19 protein-coding genes are annotated in these 18,358 nt (G+C 65.8%); 12 read left to right on the forward strand and 7 right to left on the reverse strand.

What is annotated here, in order from left to right; translation table 11 throughout:
• Positions 1–42: 42 nt before the first annotated feature.
• The 4 genes from NED97_RS03215 (at position 43) to NED97_RS23440 (ending at position 3,421) form a co-directional block, all read left to right on the forward strand.
• On the forward strand, positions 43–1,425 hold the full coding sequence (locus NED97_RS03215; RefSeq protein ID WP_252489283.1) for a tRNA pseudouridine(54/55) synthase Pus10: 1,383 nt from the start codon (positions 43–45) through the stop codon (positions 1,423–1,425).
• A 52-nt stretch (positions 1,426–1,477) separates the two neighbouring features.
• Positions 1,478–2,140, forward strand: a complete 663-nt coding sequence (gene rnhB / locus NED97_RS03220) for a ribonuclease HII (protein WP_252489284.1) — start codon at positions 1,478–1,480, stop codon at positions 2,138–2,140.
• A 72-nt stretch (positions 2,141–2,212) separates the two neighbouring features.
• Complete coding sequence (locus tag NED97_RS03225; protein ID WP_252489285.1) at positions 2,213–3,223, forward strand: sodium:calcium antiporter; 1,011 nt, start codon at positions 2,213–2,215, stop codon at positions 3,221–3,223.
• 90 nt (positions 3,224–3,313) lie between these two features.
• The gene (locus NED97_RS23440; protein WP_455429867.1) at positions 3,314–3,421 is read left to right on the forward strand and encodes a DUF7563 family protein; all 108 of its coding nucleotides are present in this window, start codon (positions 3,314–3,316) and stop codon (positions 3,419–3,421) included.
• A gap of 27 nt (positions 3,422–3,448) precedes the next feature.
• On the opposite strand, the gene NED97_RS03230 is transcribed toward NED97_RS23440, so the two are convergent.
• Positions 3,449–5,068, reverse strand: coding sequence for a preprotein translocase subunit SecD (locus tag NED97_RS03230; RefSeq protein ID WP_252489286.1), 1,620 nt, complete (start codon positions 5,066–5,068; stop codon positions 3,449–3,451).
• A complete protein-coding gene (gene secF / locus NED97_RS03235) occupies positions 5,065–5,949 on the reverse strand; it encodes a protein translocase subunit SecF (protein WP_252489287.1) in 885 nt (294 codons plus the stop codon). Before secF ends, NED97_RS03230 begins: the two co-directional genes overlap by 4 nt.
• A 119-nt stretch (positions 5,950–6,068) precedes the next feature.
• On the opposite strand from secF, the gene NED97_RS03240 reads away from it, so the two are divergent.
• Positions 6,069–6,443 carry a hypothetical protein gene (locus NED97_RS03240; RefSeq protein WP_252489288.1) on the forward strand — a complete coding sequence of 125 codons (375 nt, stop codon included), beginning with the start codon at positions 6,069–6,071 and terminating at the stop codon, positions 6,441–6,443.
• Between the two features lie 12 nt (positions 6,444–6,455).
• On the opposite strand, the gene NED97_RS03245 is transcribed toward NED97_RS03240, so the two are convergent.
• On the reverse strand, positions 6,456–6,926 hold the full coding sequence (locus NED97_RS03245; protein ID WP_252489289.1) for a DUF5812 family protein: 471 nt from the start codon (positions 6,924–6,926) through the stop codon (positions 6,456–6,458).
• A gap of 123 nt (positions 6,927–7,049) precedes the next feature.
• On the opposite strand from NED97_RS03245, the gene NED97_RS03250 reads away from it, so the two are divergent.
• Positions 7,050–8,345 carry a glucose-6-phosphate isomerase gene (locus NED97_RS03250; protein ID WP_252489290.1) on the forward strand — a complete coding sequence of 432 codons (1,296 nt, stop codon included), beginning with the start codon at positions 7,050–7,052 and terminating at the stop codon, positions 8,343–8,345.
• Positions 8,346–8,374: 29 nt separating this feature from the next.
• Here NED97_RS03250 and NED97_RS03255 read toward each other — a convergent pair whose 3' ends face one another.
• Positions 8,375–9,037 (reverse strand): helix-turn-helix domain-containing protein, encoded by a 663-nt coding sequence (locus tag NED97_RS03255; RefSeq protein WP_252489291.1) that lies wholly within the window; start codon positions 9,035–9,037, stop codon positions 8,375–8,377.
• Between the two features lie 303 nt (positions 9,038–9,340).
• Between NED97_RS03255 and NED97_RS03260 the strand changes: the two genes are divergently transcribed.
• Positions 9,341–10,456, forward strand: coding sequence for a CPBP family intramembrane glutamic endopeptidase (locus NED97_RS03260; protein ID WP_252489292.1), 1,116 nt, complete (start codon positions 9,341–9,343; stop codon positions 10,454–10,456).
• On the opposite strand, the gene NED97_RS03265 is transcribed toward NED97_RS03260, so the two are convergent.
• Both NED97_RS03265 and NED97_RS03270 read right to left on the reverse strand, forming a co-directional pair.
• The gene (locus tag NED97_RS03265; protein WP_252489293.1) at positions 10,457–10,915 is read right to left on the reverse strand and encodes an NOB1 family endonuclease; all 459 of its coding nucleotides are present in this window, start codon (positions 10,913–10,915) and stop codon (positions 10,457–10,459) included.
• A 4-nt stretch (positions 10,916–10,919) separates the two neighbouring features.
• Positions 10,920–11,165 carry a PRC-barrel domain-containing protein gene (locus NED97_RS03270; protein WP_252489294.1) on the reverse strand — a complete coding sequence of 82 codons (246 nt, stop codon included), beginning with the start codon at positions 11,163–11,165 and terminating at the stop codon, positions 10,920–10,922.
• 424 nt (positions 11,166–11,589) lie between these two features.
• On the opposite strand from NED97_RS03270, the gene infB reads away from it, so the two are divergent.
• Positions 11,590–13,389, forward strand: a complete 1,800-nt coding sequence (gene infB, locus NED97_RS03275; RefSeq protein ID WP_252489295.1) for a translation initiation factor IF-2 — start codon at positions 11,590–11,592, stop codon at positions 13,387–13,389.
• On the opposite strand, the gene NED97_RS03280 is transcribed toward infB, so the two are convergent.
• The gene (locus tag NED97_RS03280; RefSeq protein WP_252489296.1) at positions 13,390–14,328 is read right to left on the reverse strand and encodes a hypothetical protein; all 939 of its coding nucleotides are present in this window, start codon (positions 14,326–14,328) and stop codon (positions 13,390–13,392) included.
• Positions 14,329–14,582: 254 nt separating this feature from the next.
• Here NED97_RS03280 and NED97_RS03285 point away from each other — a divergent pair, with 254 nt between their 5' ends.
• From NED97_RS03285 to NED97_RS03300, 4 genes are all read left to right on the forward strand, one after another.
• The gene (locus NED97_RS03285) at positions 14,583–14,933 is read left to right on the forward strand and encodes a hypothetical protein (protein ID WP_252489297.1); all 351 of its coding nucleotides are present in this window, start codon (positions 14,583–14,585) and stop codon (positions 14,931–14,933) included.
• A gap of 187 nt (positions 14,934–15,120) precedes the next feature.
• A complete protein-coding gene (pyrG, locus tag NED97_RS03290; RefSeq protein WP_252489298.1) occupies positions 15,121–16,791 on the forward strand; it encodes a glutamine hydrolyzing CTP synthase in 1,671 nt (556 codons plus the stop codon).
• A complete protein-coding gene (guaA, locus tag NED97_RS03295; protein WP_252489299.1) occupies positions 16,791–17,708 on the forward strand; it encodes a glutamine-hydrolyzing GMP synthase in 918 nt (305 codons plus the stop codon). The genes pyrG and guaA overlap by 1 nt, the downstream gene beginning before the upstream one ends.
• Positions 17,705–18,031: a DUF7126 family protein gene (locus NED97_RS03300; RefSeq protein WP_252489300.1), complete on the forward strand. Its 327-nt coding sequence runs from the start codon at positions 17,705–17,707 to the stop codon at positions 18,029–18,031. Before guaA ends, NED97_RS03300 begins: the two co-directional genes overlap by 4 nt.
• Positions 18,032–18,358 lie beyond the last annotated feature (327 nt).

An 18,358-nucleotide genomic window follows, 5' to 3' on the forward strand; every position in this document is an offset into this window, starting at 1 on the left:
GAAGGGAAAACGTGTTACCCGCGGATGCCCGAGTGCTGTCATATGATCACGGAAGACGCCCGCGCTCTGCTCTCGACGGGGGCAGTCTGTGACTCCTGTCTCGGCCGCCCCTTCGCCGAGCGGAGTTTCGGACTGACCAACGCCGAGCGCGGCCGGGCACTGCGAACGACGGTCGCACTCGAGGACGACGAGGACTTCGACCCCGTCGATCCGGAGGCGTGCTGGGTCTGCGAGGGCTACTGCGATACGTTCGACGCGATCGCCGAGACGATCACGGGCGAACTCGAGGGCGTCGAGTTCGCCACCTACCAGGTCGGGACGCGCGTCCCGCCGCTGGTCGAGGAGAACGAACGCCTGCTCCGGGAGGACGCGGACCTCGAACCGGACGTCGGCGAGTCGCTCAAACGCGAGATGAACCGCGAGGTCGGCCGTCGCGTCGGTTCGAAGACCGGCGCCGAGGTCGACTTCGACCGTCCGGACGTCCTCGCCGTCGTCGACCTCGAGGCGTTCGACCCGTTCGACGTCCTCGAGGACGACACCGTCACGAGCCACGCGGTCGACGTCCAGGTCAACCCGGCGTTCGTCTACGGCCGCTACCGCAAGCTCGAGCGCGACATCCCGCAGACGGAGTGGCCCTGCCGGGAGTGCGGCGGCAGCGGGATCCAGCTGGGTGACGACGGCGAGGAACCCTGCGACTACTGCGGCGGTTCGGGCTACATGTACGACACGAGCGTCGAACAGGTCGTGAGACCCCACGTCGTCGAGGCGATGGACGGCGCCGAGGGCACCTTCCACGGCGCGGGCCGCGAGGACGTCGACGCGCGGATGCTCGAGGGCGGCCGTCCGTTCGTCCTCGAGGTCAAGCACCCCCACCACCGGGACCCCGACCCCGACGCACTCGAGCGCGAGATCAACGCCGCCGACGGTGCCGTCGAGGTCGAGGGCCTGCGGCTGGCGACCTACGAGATGGTCGAGCGCGTCAAGGAACACGACGCGAGCAAACACTACCGCGCGGACGTAGAGTTCGCCGAGCCGGTCGACGAGGCCGACTTCGAGACGGCGCTCGAGGAACTCGCCGGAACGACCGTCGAACAGTACACCCCACAGCGGGTCGACCACCGCCGCGCGGGGCTCACCCGCGAGCGGACGGTGTACGAGATCGACGGCGATCTCCACGAACCGACCCGCGGGGAGGTTCGGATCCACGGCGCGGGCGGACTCTACGTGAAGGAACTCATCAGCAGCGACGACGGCCGAACCGAGCCGAGCCTCGCCGGGCTACTCGAGACCGACGCCGAGGTGACGGCGCTGGACGTGACCGGCGTCGAGGGCGAGGACGAGCCGTTCGAACTCGAGGACTACTTCCGGGACGAACCGCCCGCCGACGAGCCGACGGACGACGAGTCGGCGGAACCGGCCGAGTGACGATCGCGAGCGAGTCACAACGGTTTTTGTTCCACCCGCCAATCTTCGAGCCATGCCGTTCGGCGTCGACGAGGCGGGAAAGGGGCCGGCGCTCGGCTCGATGTTCGCCGCGGCGATCCACCTCGAAGAGCCTGACGTCCTCCCACACGGGATTACAGACTCGAAGCGACTCGCGCCGGAGCGCCGCGAGCAACTGGCGTCGACGCTGCGAAGCGACGAGCGAATCGCCGTCGGCGTCGCCGAGATTCCGCCGGAGCTGATCGACGATCCCGAGACGGATATGAACTCGCTCGCGGTCAGGGCCCACGCCGAGGCGATCGAAGCCGCGCTCGAGGACGTCGGTGCGTCCGCGGAGACGCTCCAATCGGGACTCTGTGACGCCTGCGACACCGACGCCGATCGCTTCGCTCGCCGGGTCGCCGACGCCTGTGCGCTCGAGGTCGACGTGACGGCCGAGCACGGCGCCGACGACGATTCACTGGTCGTCGGCGCGGCGAGCATCGTCGCCAAGGTCGCACGCGACGCTCACATGAGCGCGCTGGGCGACGAGTACGGCCCGGTCGGGAGCGGCTACCCGAGCGACCCGACCACGCGGGAGTTTCTCGAGAGCTACGTCGCCGATGCCGGCGAACTGCCCCCCTTCGCCCGCGAGTCGTGGTCGACCTGCGCGGACGTGCTCGCCGACGCGCGACAGACGGGGCTCGAGCAGTTCTGACGCGCGCAGCTATCCCCCGGTTCAGGTCGCCGTTTTATGCGGGTTCCCGGTGAAAGTACACGCGAGTAACCTGTGCTCGACATCGTCTGGTTTCTCGCGCTCGCGACCGTCGGGACGGCCGTCGTCTGGAAGGGAAGCACCTGGCTCGAGTCGGCGTCGAACCGGCTGGCCGCCGGCTACGGCGTGCCGCCGGTCGTTCAGGGTGCAGTTATCGCCGCCGCCGGCTCGAGCGCGCCCGAACTGGTGAGCGTGCTCCTCGCGACGCTCATCCACGGCGAGTTCGAACTGGGCGTCGGCGCCATCGTCGGTTCGGCCGTCTTCAACCTCCTCGTGATTCCGGGACTGGCCGTCCTCGTCGGGACCGGCGGCGTCTCGACGAGCCGGGACCTGGTCTACAAGGAGGCGCTGTTCTACATGCTCGCGCTCGCGGTACTCCTGCTCACGTTCTCGCTGGCGGTGATCTACTACCCGCTCGAGGGCGCTGGACTGCAGGGAGAGGTCACGCGGTGGCTCGCGCTGTTCCCGCTCGCGCTGTACGTCCTCTACGTGTTCACCCAGTATCTCGACGCCACCGAGGACGAGGTCGAGGCCGACCAGTCCGTCGACCGCCTCGAGACCTGGCTCTGGTTCGGCCTCGGACTGGTCGTCATCGTCGTCGGCGTCGAGGGGCTCGTCCGTGCCGCGATCGGTCTCGGGGACGCCTTCGGAACGCCCGCGTTCCTCTGGGGGATGATCGTCGTCGCGGCCGGCTCGAGCGTGCCGGACGCGTTCGTCAGTATCGTGGCAGCCCGGTCGGATCGACCGTCGGTCAGCCTCGCGAACGTGCTGGGGAGCAACATCTTCGATCTGCTCGTCGCCATCCCGGTCGGCGTCCTCGTCGCGGGGACGCTCTCGATCACGTTCGCCCACGTCGTGCCGATGATGGCGTTTCTCGTCCTCGCGACGGTCGTCTTCTTCGCCATCGCGCGGACGGACATGCTGCTGTCCGAGCGCGAGGCCTGGCTCCTGCTCGGCGCGTACGCCCTGTTCGTCGGCTGGCTGGTCCTCGAGAGCGTCGGGGTCTCGGACGTCATTCCGACGTAGTGACCGACGGCACGGCCTCGAGTCGCCGGGGCTGCACTGGCAGGCGAGGCGCTCTTTTCCCTCACAGCGATTCGTTCTGTGGGAGAGATAATGCCGATCTGTACACGATGTGAGAACCCCGTTTCGCTCGACTTCGTGCGGGCCCACGGCGACGGTGCCGAGACCGTCGACTGGTGTCCGCGCTGTCGCGGCGAGTGAACGAAAGAATCGAGAGACCGAACGCCCCTACTTGTCCGTCAGCAGCCGTTGCAGGATGTCACCGTAGGCGGGACGGGTGATCAGCACCCCGATGAGCACGCCGAGGATCGTGATGATGGCGAACCCGCGAAGGTCGCCGAGGCTCAACACGGCCAGCGGCGACAGGGCGATGATCGTCGTCGCCGCCGCGGCGCCGATGACCCAGAACGCCTTGCGGAAGCGCGACTCGAACACCCGCTGGGAGTTGACGTCGCCGTCGTCCATCACCTCGTCGGCGATAATGATGAGGTCGTCCACCCCCGTCCCGACGACGGCGATGAAGCCGGCGACGTGAGAGAGATCCAGCGGCATGCGTATCAGTGCGGCAAAGCCGAGCAGCACGACGACCTCGGCCAGCGCCGTGAGCACCATCGGCGCGGCGACGCGCGGATCGCTGTACCGCAGGTAGACCACGCCGCTGACGGTCAGCACCGAGAGCACCCCGATGAGCAGCGAGTAGAGCTTGAACTGATCGGCGAGGGCCGGCTCGAGCGAGTACGTCTGCTCCTGCTCGAAGTCGAGCGGCGCGGTCAGCGCGCCGGACTGGAGGTTGACCGAGAGGTGGTGGGCGTCCTGCTGGGTGGGGACGATCATCTGGAACGTCGGATCGTTCTCCCAGGTCCCCTGGGCCATGCTCTGTCCGAGATCCGGGCTCATGCTGTGAGCGTCGACGACTTCGTCGTCGACTACGGTGAGGAGACACCACTGCGGGTTCTCGGAATCGAAGTCGAACTCGCCGGTTTCACGGTCGTGGATGTTACACTGGCCCATCCCCTCTCCGGTGAAGCCGTACTCGTTCATCGCCGCCTGATACTCCGACGCGGGGCTGTTCCCGTCCTCGTCCGCGGTGTCGTCGACGGTAACTGGGACGTAGTTCTGGTCGCGCCGGTCGTCGTAGGACGCCGACCCGACGTTGTCGAACTCCTCGCCCTCGAGGACGGTCTCGTTGGTCTGGGTGCCGTTCTCGTCGGGATGGTAGGCGACGATCTGGACGTCACCGCGCTCGGTCAGCAGGTTCCGGAGCTCCCCGGGACTCATCCCGGGGACCTCGGTGACGATGTAGTAGCCGTCGCCGACGGTCGCCTCCTGGTAGGCGTTCCCGCCGGAGAGACCCGCCTCGTTGATACGCAACTCGATCGTGTTGATCATCTCGTCGCGGGTCTGCTGGGTGACGCCGTCCTCGACGTCGTCCTCGTCGACGTCGACGCCGGCTTCCTGCAGTGCGGCGGCGAACTCTCCGGGAGTGACGTCCCCGTCGAACACCTCGGCGGTGAACCGGTTGTCGTCCTCGTGGTAGCGGACGACCGCGTCCGAGGGGTCGATATCGAGTTCCTCGTACAGCGTCGACTCGACCTCCCGTTCCTGGCCGGGTTCGATGTCGATACCGGCGGTCATCCCGACCGGAGGTGCGCTAATCCGCGTTCCGCCGTCGAGACCGAGACCGTACTCGAGGTTCGTCGGGTTGTCGTCGACGGTCTCGTTCTCCTCGACGAGCGTGTCGTCGTCCATGACGCCGCCGGGGGCGAACAGCGCGACCAGCGCGGCGGTCACGAAGAGCACCAGCAGGAGGATCCGCCAGTACTCCTTGACGAAGGCGATCGGGTTCACGACCGCACCCCGTGGAACTTGTACCAGCGAAGCAGGCTCAGGTTCAGCATGTACGTGTTCATCAGGTCGGCCGCGAGGCCGACGAAGAGGATGATGCCGATCGACGCCAGCAACTCGACGCCGAAGAGCCACGCGGCGATCCCCATCACGAGCATCGCCGACATCGAGGTGACGGTCATCGTGACGCCGGTCTGCATCGCGCGGTGGGTGCTCTCGTAGAAGTCACCGCTGCGGCGCAGGATGTGGTTGTTCAACAGGATGTCCGAGTCGACCGAGTATCCGATCAGCATCAGGAGCGCGGCGACGGTCCCGAGCGAGAGCGAAATGCCCGTGATCGCCATGAACGCCAGCGGAATCACGATGTCCGAGAACGCCGACACGACGATCGCGATCGACGGGACGAACGTCCGAAAGAGCAGGAACGCGAGCACGCTCATTCCGAGGAACGCGACGGTAACCCCCAGCAGAGCGGTCTGCTGTGTCTGCTGGCCGAAACTCGCCGACGTCGAGGACACCTGCTGGATGACCGATGCGTCACCGTCCGGATCCAGGTTGGCTTCGGCCTGTTCGCTCAGCGCCTCCTGTTCGGTCGAGGAGAACTGAACGATGTACTGGTTCTCCGCGTCGGGCGAGGCGACGGCCTGGACCGACTCCGGTTCCTCGTCGAACGCATCCGGAATGTCTTCCTCCGGCGTCGTCGTCTGTACCGTGAGTTCCGTCCCGCCGGCGAAATCCATGCCGAGCTGAACCGGCGCTCCGAACAGCAGAAACGAACCGGCGAGGACGAGCAGTGCGACCCCGAGAACCGCAAGCGGCACCGCCGCGAGTTGGCGGTCACTGTACCGGGTGTAATCGATCTCCGGTACGTCGAAATACCCCATATACCGGACCACTCGTAGTCGGCAGGTGTAAGCCTTCCCAATTTCTGCAGCTTTTTCCAGTGAGAATAATTTCGCGTTCACGCAACGACCTGATACTCCTCGAGTCCGTAGACGGAGGTATGGCGCCAGAATCAACGCAGTCGTCCGCGGAACTCGAGGAGCCCGCCGACGCGACGCGAGACGCGTTCGCCGAGCGAGTCGTCGTCTCGTACCCGTCCGACCTCTCGGACTGGGGCCGGTTCCAGGTCGAAAAGCCCTCCTTCCGGGCGTTCCTCCGGAAGACGCGCGACGCCGCCGAAGAGGGGGACGTCTGGGAGGAGTTCGTCGGCGTCGGCTGCTGTGGAAACACCCTCGACGTCCCGCTGCGAGTCGAAGCCGTCGAGGGCGGCCCCCGGATCGACGACGATACCGAAATAGAGTACGAGGTCCGCGAGGCGTGCGGCATTCAGGGGAGCTGGCGCGTTCAGAGCAAGGGCGGGCCGAGCCAGGGCTGATCCCGAACCCCGTCAGTCCGGCAGGTACCGGACGCTCAACACGCCGTCGGCGGCCGACCGACGCACTTCGACGCGAACCGCCTCGAGTCTGGCCGCCCGCGCGATCGTCTCCTCGTCCTCGAGGACGTCCCGTGCGGCGGTCTCGACGTCCTCGGCGAGGTGAAAGACGTGAATTTCGCCGGTTCCAGCCCGCTCTTCCCGAATCAGGTCGCCGACCTCGGCGGCGGCGGCGAGCTCCTTTTCGTGCCGGGTCGGCTCGAGGTCGCTGTCGACCAGTTCGATCGAGCGTCGGTTCTCGACGTCGACGACCTCCCAGGCGACCTCGAGGGGCGGTTCGGGTGCGACGGTGGCCTCGAGAACGTCGCGGATCTCGAGGCCAGGGTTGGACGACAGCGTGTGGACCTGTGCGGTCTCGACGTCGCGGACGACGGCCGACTCGTCTTCGGCGTGCGTGACGACGAACGTACCCGTCTTTTCGGTCATGGTCGCTCGTAGTAACGCGGCGGTTTTCCGGGTTTCGGCTTCGCTCGACGACGCTGCGAGGCCGCTCTCGGGGCGCTACCGCGTGACGGAACGACTTTACCGCAGGCGGTCGGCCTCTCGGTCATGGACGTGGACATCGGTAACGCGTTGGCGTCGGTCGCCTCGCCGGGCGTCTCTCGAGAATCCCTCGAGCGCCTGGACGAGCAGGTCGCCGACGCACACGAGCGTATCGAGGCCGGACTGAACGAGGGAGAGCACGGCTACGCCGCGCTGAACCTGCCCGAGCGAACCGACCCGGACGAGATTCGAGCCGCGGTCGAGCCGGTCGCCGACGCCGAGGCGCTGATCACCGTCGGTATCGGCGGCAGCGCGCTCGGTGCGGCGACGATCACGGACGCGCTGGATTCGGACACCGAGACTGTCTATCTCGACAACGTCGATCCCGCGTGGGTCTCGAACCGCCTCGAGCGACTGCCGCTCGAGAACACCGCGATCAACGTTGTCTCGCGTTCGGGGACGACCGCGGAGACGCTGGCGAACTTTCTCGTGGTCCGGGAGGCCTTCGAGGACGCCGGCGTCGACTGGACCGAGCGGACGATCGTGACGACGGGCGAGTCCGGACCGCTCCGCGACCTCTCGGACCGCCACGATCTGCCGTCGCTGAAGGTTCCCGACGGCGTTCCGGGTCGCTTTTCGGCGCTCTCTGCGGTCGGGATGGTCGCCGCCGCGGTCTGCGGACACGACCTCGAGGCGCTGCTCGAGGGAGCCGCCGCCGAAGCCGACTCGCTGACCGGTTCGTTGTTCGACTGTCCCGCGTACGCCTACGGGGCGACGGCCTACGCGCTCGACGGCCGCGGCGCCGGCATGAACGCGATGGTCCCCTACGCGGAGTCGCTCGAGACCTACTCCGAGTGGTTCGCACAGCTGTGGGCCGAGAGTCTGGGGAAGGACGACCTCGGGCAGACGCCGCTGCGGGCTCTCGGAGTCACGGACCAGCACTCCCAACTCCAGCTCTATCGCGCGGGCCCGCGCGACAAGATGATCACGTTCGTCACGCCGCGGGAGGGCGACGACCGGCCGGTTCCGAACACCGACGTCGAGGACCTCGCCTACCTCGGCGACGCGAGTCTCGGCGAACTGCTCGAGGCCGAGTTCGAGGCGACGGAGGCCAGCCTCGCCGCGGCCGGTCGGCCGAACGTCCGGGTCGAACTCGAGCGCGTCGACGAGTACGAGCTCGGCGGCCTGCTGTACGGGATGGAAGCCGCGTGCGTGCTCGCGGGCGAACTCTACGGCGTCAACACCTTCGAGCAGCCCGCGGTCGAGTGGGCCAAGAACGCGACCCGCGGGCTCCTCGGCGGGGGGGCGTTCGAGGAGGCGGAGGCCGTCGCCGAGAAGACGGAACTTCGCGTCGAACGCTGACCGAAGGCCGGCGGAGTTCCGGATCCGCCTCAGGAACTGCTGTCGTCGGCGAACGCACTCTGCAAGATCGCTTTCTGACCGCGCCGAAGGAGCGCGGAGAGCGCCTGGCTCGAGATTTCGAACTCGTCGGCCAACTCTTCCGCCGAAATCTCCCGCGGGACTTCGAAATACCCCTCTTCCAGCGCGCGGCGCAGTACGTCGCGTTGTCGGGAGGTGAGATCGTACTTCTCCGTCTCCTCCTCTTCGCTTCGGTAGAGGCGCCGGAGCGTAAACGACAGATCGCGCTCTTCGCACCGCTTGCGGTAGCTCGACAGCGCGTCGCGGTTTGGAAAGTGGGCGCGGTACTCCGCCCCGTCTTCCCGCAGTTCGATGTCGAGAAGCGTGACTCCGTACTCGATCGCATCGACGTAAGTCAGCCCCCGCTCCCCCTCGGGGGAGAGTGCCACCCGGAAGAGACACCGCTCGGAGAGAGTCGAGAGCGTCTCGAAATCCGCAATAGACCGGTCGTTCGACAGCTCCTGAAAGAACAGTTCGAGATCGGACTCCCGTCCGCTTGCCCAGAAGATGAGTTCCGAGCCGTCTCCTTGGTCCGGCTGCTCGTCTTCGACCTCGATCGTGACTTCGGGGATCTTCTGCCGGGCTTCCCGCATTATCGGCTGATTCGATATCGTGTACTCCGCGATGAAGCTCATGGCTATCGCTCGCAGGGGGCGGTAGCGTTTCGCGTCCCACTGCTGCGTTCCGGATACGGTAGCCGGTGACCGGCCGCGGCCGCTTGCCCTTCGAAGCAGCGTTGTCGGAGCCGCGGTCGATATTCGTGAGCCATACGCGTTCGTTCTGTGTGGCGGCTGTTAACTCTTGTCTCGGCGAGATCGATAGATGAGGCGGCTCGATCCGAGTATCGGTGGAAAACTACCCGCCGCATTCGAGCGCCTCTCCGCCCGGTTCGTAATCGATTACGGTGCCCCTATGAGTATTCGGCCGAACACACACCTATGAGCGAGACAGTTCGGTCCGGCGGCGAGGACTCGAGGGACGATTCTTTCGTCCCGTCGCTCGGCGTCGTTCCCGCGACCGTTGCCATGGCCGCCGCGTTCGTCCCCGTTCGAGGCGGCGCCGACGATCCGTTCGTCTGGTTGGCGGCCGCCTTCACGGTCGTCACCGTCGTCGCCTTCCTCGCCCGCCGTCACGGGGCACTCGAGCCGGAACTCGGCGGCCTGACCGCCGCGATATCGAGTCTGCTGGTCGTGCTCTGCTCCGGCTACGCCCTCAATCAGGGCGTATCTGGCGCGGCGACCGTTCCCGGACTCGGGTGGACGATCTCGATGCTCTTTCTCGCGCTCGTGGCGGCGGGCGCCGCAATCGGATTCGCTGCGGCCGACTACGCCGGCGTCTCGAGCCGCGGACTGGTACGCCGTACGCTGCGCTTCTCGACGATGGCGGGGCTCGGCTTCGCCGGTCTGATCTCGATGGCGTTCGTCAGCGCCTTCCTCCTTTCGGCCGTGATGGCTCTCGGCGGTGGCGGCTCGGACCTCGACCTGCAGTTCGTCCAGTACTCCTCGACCGCGATCGGACTCGGCTCCATCGCGGCCGCCTACCTCCTGTGGCGCGGCCACGGCCTGTCGTACCTCGACCTCGAGCGGCCGGACCTTCGATCGGTCCTCTGGACGGTCGGGGGACTGGCCATGATCTTCGGCGCGCTCGTCGCGATCTCGCTGCTCATGTCCGCCATCGGGGTCGACACCGCAGAACACGGGACGGCACAGCAAGCCGAACAGAACCCCGAGTTGCTGGTCGTCATCATCCCCGCGATGATCCTGATCGTCGGACCGTTCGAGGAACTGCTCTACCGTAACGTCATCCAGAAGTCGCTTTACGACACCTTCTCGAGATACGGCGCCGTCGTCGTCACGAGCGTGATCTTCGCGGGGGTCCACGTCGCAGCGTACGGGACCGCGGGCGCCGGCGAGGTGCTCGCGAGTCTGGGCGTGTTGTTCGGGCTCTCGTTGATACTCGGATTCGTCTACGAACGGACGGACAACCTGATGGTTCCGGCCATCGTCCACGGCTGTTTCAACGCGGCACAGATGGCGATGATCTACCTCGCCTAACTACGAGGGATTCTTTCGGGCCAGCCCCGAGCCACAGATCGGACACCGGTCCTTCTCCTCGTCGAACTCCCGTCCGCAGCCCTGACACTGGAACAGCCAGTGGCGCTGCTCGTCGATGCCGTCTCGAGCGATCACTTCGACGCCGACGTGGAGCTTCTCGGCGACGTTTTGCATCGCGTAGTCGTCGGTGACGAGGGTGGCGTCGAGTTCGAAGCTCGCGGCGACCAGTCGGATGTCGGTGTCCGAGAGGACCTCGAGATCGCCGGACTCCTTCGCCGCGCGGCGGACCTTCTCCGTGGTGTCCTCGTTCGGGATGTGAACGTGCATCCCCGAGCCCTCCATCGCGTCGTAGCGATAGGCGCTCTCGTCCTCGAGTTCTTCGCGGACGAGGGGGATCGTTGCAGTCTGTTCTGCCGTGTGGAAGTCGTGGATAAAAGCCGAGGAGTCGAGAACGTACATACCGTTAGCGCTGGACGACGATGTAGTCTTTCACCGCACGAACGCGGTTGACAGGAACGAGGAATCGGCCGACATCGTCGGTTTCGAAATCGACCGCCCGGTCTGGTAGCTCTTCGTCGGGTTCGATGATGAGATCGTGTAGCGTCCCCGAGTTGATGTCCATCGTGATGTTGTAGAGCATCCCCAGTTCCGTTCCGTCGGAACCCATGACGGACTTCCCCGAGAGATTTTCAGCGAGTATCTCGCTCATGCTACCCCGTACTTACTAGTTGCTATTAAAGTCCACGGGGGCATCCGCGATGATGTTCAGATTACACCGACTCGCTGAGAGAATCGACCACCGGACGCTGATCACTCACAGTAGTATCTGAACGCGGCCGGCATCGCCGTTTCCACCGGTCGTCCGAGGGTCGTCATCCGAGGGGGTGACCGTCGGCGACGATCAGACCGCGTTTCACAGCCGTTGGGGACACGAATCGTTCTCCCAGTCATCGGCTACTACACACGACCGCTCTGTGCCGTTCTCCTCGCGTCGTTCCACTTCTGCTCCAGGCTCGCGACGCGTCGTCGTGATCGAAACGCGCGGCGCGAACGGACGACCCAGTGCGACCGTGACGATGGGTTTAACTACCGTCCTACGGACGATTTACCAAAGACCTTCTCGGGTGGTCACCATGTCTGATTCAGATACGCGCGACCCTACATCTCTCCGAACGCCGATCGTTGCCGTCCTCGGACACGTCGATCACGGCAAGACCAGTCTCCTCGACAAGATCCGCGGCTCCGCGGTGATCGAGGGCGAAGCGGGGGCGATTACCCAGCACATCGGGGCGACCGCCGTTCCGCTGGACGTCATCTCCTCGATCGCGGGCGAACTCGTCGATCCCGACGACTTCGACCTCCCCGGCCTGCTGTTCATCGACACGCCGGGCCACCACTCCTTTACGACGCTTCGCTCCCGCGGCGGCGCGCTCGCGGACATCGCCATCCTCGTCGTCGACGTTAACGACGGCTTCCAGCCCCAGACGCTCGAGGCGCTCGACATCCTCCAGCGCTCGCAGACGCCGTTTATCGTCGCGGCGAACAAGATCGACACCGTCCCCGGCTGGAACGCCAACGAGGACTCGCCGATCAACGCGACCTACGAGGCCCAGTCCGACCGCGTGCGCTCGCGGCTGGACGAGAGCCTCTACGAGATCATCGGCAACCTCTCGGACGAGGACTTCTCCGCGGACCTCTACTGGCGAGTCCAGAACTTCCAGCGCAACGTCGGCGTCGTCCCGGTCTCGGCGATGACCGGCGAGGGCGTTCCCGACCTGCTCGCCGTGATGATGGGCCTCTCCCAACGGTACATGAAAGAGGAGATGGAGATCGACGTCACCGGTCCCGGCGTCGGCACCGTCCTCGAGGTCAAAGACGAGAAGGGCTTCGGGAAGACGATCGACATCGTCCTCTACGACGGGACGATCCGGGCCGACGACACGATCGTCGTCGGCGGAACGAACGAGACCATCGTCACCGACGTTCGCGCCCTCCTCCAGCCGCGCCCGCTCGCGGAGATCCGCACCGAGAGTCGGTTCGAGAAGGTCGACGAGGTGCCGGCTGCGGCCGGGATCAAGGTCGCCGCGCCCGATCTCGGAGAGGCGATCGCCGGCGCCCCCGTTCGGATCGTTCGCGACCGCGATCTCGACGAGGTTATCGACGAGGTCGAAGCCGAACTCGCGAGCATCGCCGTCGACACCGAGGAGGAAGGCGTCGTCGTCAAGGCCGACACGCTCGGCAGCCTCGAGGCGATGGCGGACGCCCTGGAGGAGGCCGAGGTTCCCATCGTCCGTGCGGAGGTCGGCGACATCGCCCCGCGCGACGTGTCGGTCGCCTCGACCGCCGACGATACGAAACAGCAGGCGATCCTCGGCTTCAACGTCGACGTTCTCGACGACGCGAAGCAGCGCGCCGAAATCGAGGACGTCCGGGTGTTCTCCGACGAGGTAATCTATCAGCTTATCGACGAGTACGAGGAGTTCGTCGACGAACTCGAGCGCGCCCAGCAGGACACGATCCTCGAGAACATCGTCCGACCCGCCCGGTTCCGGATCCTGCCGGATCACACCTTCCGCCAGAACGACCCCGCCGTCGTCGGCGTCGAGGTGAACTCGGGTACGATCCAGAACAACACGAACGTCGTCAAGTTCGACGGCAACGAGCCCGAACGCGTCGGCCAGATCAAGGGGATTCAGGAACAGGGCGAGGACGTCGACGAGGCCCGCGCGGGCAACCGCGTCTCGGTCGCCATCGACGGCCCCACGGTCGGCCGTCAGATCGAGGAGGACGACGAACTCTGGACCGAGATTCCCGAGAAACACGGGAAGATCCTCGAGCAGGAACTCGCCAGCGAGATCCCCGGCGACGAACTCGAGGCGCTGAACATGTACCTCGACAAGCAGCGCAGCCGGGACCCCTTCTGGGGCAAGTAATCAGTTCCGCCCGCTCGCCGTCCGTTCGCTTCCTTCGACCCGCTCTCGAGCCTCCTCGAGCGCCGCGAGCACCGCCTCGGGGTCGTCGATCACCGACCGATCGCAGCGAATATTCCTGAATCGGCGCTCGAGGACGAGTTCGTCGTCGGTGAGTTCGACGTCGGTGATCTTCTCCCAAGGGGTGAGCTTCCTCGAGCGGCCCTGATCGAAGCGGATCCCGCGCTCGTGGGCGTGCAACTCGCCCAGTGCGTTCTCCGAGACGGAACTCGCATCGAACGAGAACCGCGTTCCGTAGTACTTCTTGCCGCCGGAGTCGTTCTCGACGTCGAACCAGCTCCAGGCGGCCACGACGCCGCCGAAGGCGACCCAGAACAGGCCGGACAGGGTACCGGTGACGACGCTCGTGAGGCCGCCCACGAGCACGAAACACACCAGTATGACCCCGACACCTCCCCGAGAGAATGCGCTCGCCGGCCGATAGCTCCACGTGACGGACGGCTCGTCGGCGGTGATCGCTTCGACGTACCGGTTGCGACACAGTTGTTGCAGGCCGAGCGCCGTGACGGCAAGCACCAGCGCGAGCGCGACCGTTACGGCGAGGTATCGCGAAGTGGCCTCGAGCGGCGTGACGCTCGGAGCGAGGACTGCCGCGGCGAAGCCGACGGCCGGCAGGTAGCAGGCGAGACGCCAGCGCCAGCGTCGGCCGATCCGCTCGGGGAGGCCGTGGGCTCGCTTCGCGAGGATGTGGCCGGCGAGCGTCACCGCCGTCACGACCGTTGGGAAGGTTCCGAGCAGCGTCGCCGTCGTCACGTCGGCGAGCAGGCCGGCGAACGCGGCGATGCCGCCGACCACGAGGCCGAGGTAGAAGCCGAACGCCGCCTGGAAGCCGATGTCCGGCGGCTCGGAGTCGACGACTTCTCGCCGGCGCTCGAGGGACATACGCGGCGGTACGCTATCGGACTGCAAAAAGATTCCCTGTTGACGTGTTCGCTTCGCGACTACCGCGTGTCGGCTCGCTCGAGGTGCAGCGCCGCGTCCCCTCGCGCGGCCTCGTTTCGGGCGCGTCGTCGGTCCGGATCACTTCGAAGACGAGGCCGACGGCTTCGAACTGCGCCGATCGTCCGAGACGAATATCGGGCGACCATTCTATTTCCCCGGCAAGCGTTAACACACTGGTCGTGGTGGCCTGTCGTATGCTCGTGCATCTTCAGCAGTACAAACACGAGGAGGTCCAGTTCGACGACAACAGAACGACCGGCGAGTCCCAGACCGAAGACACGGTCGACAAAGAGCCGGAGGAGTACTTCGGCGAGAGCATCGACGACTTCGACCTCGAGACGTGGGAGACCGTCGAGTACGAGGACGATCCGATCCAGCGTCGAGACGTCTCCATCGGCGGAGTCACCGCCGTTTCCGTCCCGCAGGAGCCGACCGACGAGGACGATCCGGACCTGCCCGGGCGGACGATCCAGCTCCGCATGGGCGGCGGCATCGAGTCCCTCGACCAGGCCGTGATCGTCGAAGTTCAGGACGAAGAGCCGTAGTATTCCTGGCAGGCCTCTCACCTCCGGTCGCCGTCTCTTACCGACGTGTCCCTGCGGTCCGGCTCCCCCGTCGGCTCGAGTTCGCTTAGCTGACGAACTGGGAACGTGTCACGAACGGTAATGATAGCCACTGACGGAGACGGCTCGGTCCCGAAATCGTTTTCAACTGCTCGCGCGCACACTCGGTATGCCGACGGAATCGGACACTCATTATGATCCCTCGCTGGGGAACAAGTTTATCTTCGTCACCGGCGGGGTTATGTCGGGGCTCGGGAAGGGGATTACGGCCGCGAGCACCGGCCGACTGCTGAAGAACGCCGGGTTCGACGTCACCGCCGTGAAAGTCGACCCCTACCTGAACGTCGACGCGGGGACGATGAACCCCTACCAGCACGGGGAGGTGTACGTCTTGGAGGACGGTGGCGAGGTCGACCTCGACCTGGGGAACTACGAGCGGTTCCTCGACATCGACATGACCTCGGACCACAACATCACCACCGGCAAGACCTACCAGCACGTCATCGAGAAGGAGCGCGCCGGCGACTACCTCGGGAAGACGGTCCAGATCATCCCGCACATCACGAACGACATCAAGCGTCGCATTCGCGAGGCCGCCGAGGGAACCGACGTCTGTATCATCGAAGTCGGTGGTACCGTGGGTGACATCGAGGGAATGCCCTACCTCGAGGCGCTTCGCCAGTTCGCCCACGAGGAACCCGAGGAGAACGTCCTCTTCACCCACGTCACGCTCGTCCCGTACTCGAAGAACGGCGAGCAGAAGACGAAGCCGACCCAGCACTCCGTGAAGGAGGTCCGCTCGATCGGGCTCCAGCCCGACGTGATCGTCGGCCGCTGCGAGGATCGACTCGATCCCGAAACGAAGGAGAAGATCGCGCTGTTCTGTGACATTCCCACCGAGGCGGTCTTCTCGAACCCGGACGTCGAGGACGTCTACCACGTTCCGCTGATGGTCGAAGAGGAAGGCCTCGATCAGTACGTCCTGGAACACTTCGGACTCGCCGACCGGGCGCTGCCCGAGGGCGAGCGAGTCCAGGAGTGGCGAGAGATCGTCACGTCCGAGAAGACCGGAACGGTCGACGTCGCGCTGGTCGGGAAGTACGACCTCGAGGACGCCTACATGTCGATCCACGAGTCGCTGAAACACGCCGGCTTCGAACTCGGCGTCGACGTCGACGTCCGCTGGGTGTCCGCCGGCGAGATGGCCGAGGGCCACGACGGACAGCTCGAGGACGTCGACGGCGTCATCGTTCCCGGCGGCTTCGGGATGCGCGGCTCCGAGGGCAAGATCGAGGCCGTCCGGTACGCCCGGGAGAACGACGTCCCCTTCCTGGGACTCTGTCTGGGCTTCCAGATGGCCGTCGTCGAGTACGCCCGAAACGTGCTCGGCCTCGAGGACGCCCACTCGGCGGAGATGGAGGAAGAGTCGCCGCACCCGGTCATCGACATCCTGCCGGAGCAGTACGAGGTCGAGGATATGGGCGGCACGATGCGCCTCGGCGAGCACACGACCGTGATCGAACCCGAGACGCTCGCCTACGACCTGTACGGCGACACGTCCTGTTCCGAGCGCCACCGCCACCGCTACGAGGTCAACCCCGAGTACTTCGACCAGTTCGAGGACGAACCGCTCGTGTTCTCCGGCACGGCGGGCAACCGGATGGAGATCCTCGAACTCGAGGATCACCCCTACTTCCTCGGGACGCAGTTCCACCCCGAGTACACGTCCCGACCCGGCCAGCCGAGTCCGCCGTTCTTCGGCCTGCTCGAGGCCGTGGTCGATCGCGCGGCGATCGACGACGACACGACGACGGAGAACGAAACTGAGGTAACCCACTGATGGTCGATACACACACGTTCGTACCCGAGGCAGTCGAAGAGATCGAGAACGAAGTTGGCGACGCAAACGCCGTCATCGCCCTCTCGGGCGGGGTCGACTCTTCGGTCGCCGCCGCCCTCGCCTACGAGGCGATCGGCGACCAGTTGACGCCCGTCTACGTCGACACCGGACTGATGCGCAAGGGCGAGACCGACCAGATCCGCGAGACCTTCGACTACATGGACTCGCTCCGGATCGTCGACGCCAAGGACCGGTTCCTCGAGGCGCTCTCGGGCGTCACCGACCCCGAGGCGAAACGCGAGATCATCGGCGAGCAGTTCATCCGCGAGTTCGAGCGCGAGGCGACGGAGGCCGACGCCGACTACCTCGTCCAGGGAACGATCTACCCCGACCGGATCGAGAGCGAAGGGGGGATCAAGTCCCACCACAACGTCGGCGGCCTTCCCGACGTCGTGGACTTCGACGGCATCGTCGAACCCGTCCGCGACCTCTACAAGGACGAGGTTCGCGAGGTCGCTCGCCACCTCGATCTGGACGAAATCGTCGCCGAGCGCATGCCGTTCCCCGGTCCCGGTCTCGCCGTGCGCGTGATCGGCGAGATCACTGAGGAGAAACTCGAGGTCGCTCGCGACGCCTGCCACGTCGTCGAGGAGGAACTCGAGGAGTACGACCCCTGGCAGGCCCTCGCGGCGGTTATCGGCAAGGCGACGGGCGTCAAAGGTGACAACCGCGTTCACGGCTGGGTCGTCTCCGTGCGCTCCGTCGAGTCCCGCGACGGGATGACCGCTCGCGCCCAGGAGATCGACTGGGAGACGCTCCAGCGCATCCAGTCGCGGATCACCGGCCAGAACGAGAACGTCGCGCGAGTCGTCTACGACGTGACGCACAAACCACCCGCGACCATCGAGTACGAATGAGCACGAACGCCATCGTCGCCGGCCCCGACGAGGACGAAATCGGCGACGCGCTCGAGGCCGAAGGCGTCGACGTCACCCGCGTCAACGGCGTCGTCTCGCGACCCTCGCTCGAGGAGGCGGGGATCGTCGACACGGACCTCTACGTCCTGACGGACGTCGGCCAGGCGACGACGATTCCGATCGCCTGCGACCTGAACGACGAGATTCGGACCGTCACGTACACTCGAGACACGGTTCCGGAGTTCGTTCGCGGACAGCTCGACCTCGCGATCGATCCGCGGCTGATGGACGCGGCGATCGTCGCCGAGGAACTGGTCGACTGATCCCCGCATCCGGACCTCGTTTCCGGACGACCCCTTATTTTCCTAATGTCGTTATACGGCCAGTGTGAACTTTCTCGAGCCTGATTTCGAGCGGATAAACTCGGGTTAAATCTGGAGGAATTCGACGTAAGAGACCGATACCGTCTCCCCCGTTCAAGTGGCTCCCGAGGATAGGAACGGACGGAGGTCGACGGGCAGACCCCACCAAGTGGCACCCATCTGCCAACCCGTGACTTCCAGCAACCCCACCACAGCACCCTTCCCCCCACCATTGCCATACCGTTATCCGCGTGCTCGGTGACGCGGGTCCCTGCACCGGCCCGCTCA

The sequence above is a fragment of the Natronococcus sp. CG52 genome (assembly GCF_023913515.1).
Classification (GTDB): Archaea; Halobacteriota; Halobacteria; order Halobacteriales; family Natrialbaceae; genus Natronococcus; species Natronococcus zhouii.